The sequence below is a fragment of the Anoxybacillus sp. ST70 genome, from assembly GCF_019553625.1.
In the GTDB taxonomy this organism is placed as follows: domain Bacteria; phylum Bacillota; class Bacilli; order Bacillales; family Anoxybacillaceae; genus Anoxybacillus; species Anoxybacillus gonensis.
This window is the reverse complement of record NZ_JAHZOF010000045.1, coordinates 1-274: the sequence shown is the minus strand read 5'-3', so window position 1 is coordinate 274 and position 274 is coordinate 1. Positions and strand designations below refer to the sequence as shown.

Annotated in this window: 1 tRNA gene and 1 rRNA gene; both read right to left on the bottom strand. The window is 45.6% G+C overall.

Features of this window, described 5'->3' with window-relative positions:
• Positions 1–7 precede the first annotated feature (7 nt).
• A tRNA-Ile gene (locus K1I43_RS15520) sits at positions 8–84 on the bottom strand.
• A gap of 134 nt (positions 85–218) precedes the next feature.
• A 16S ribosomal RNA gene (locus tag K1I43_RS15515) occupies positions 219–274 on the bottom strand; the annotation flags it as partial.

The window sequence follows — 274 nt, the reverse complement described above, 5'->3', positions numbered from 1 at the left end:
GTTTGTATGGTGGGCCTAAGTGGACTTGAACCACCGACCTCACGCTTATCAGGCGTGCGCTCTAACCAGCTGAGCTATAGGCCCATACATACGAATATTTACTTATGAAGAGAGTGTTCTCTCAAAACTGAACAAAACAGACAGCGGAATTTTATCATATATTTTTTGTGTTTGTCAACACACACGGAGCCATTCCCCGCTTTTCTTCTTATCCTTAGAAAGGAGGTGATCCAGCCGCACCTTCCGATACGGCTACCTTGTTACGACTTCACCC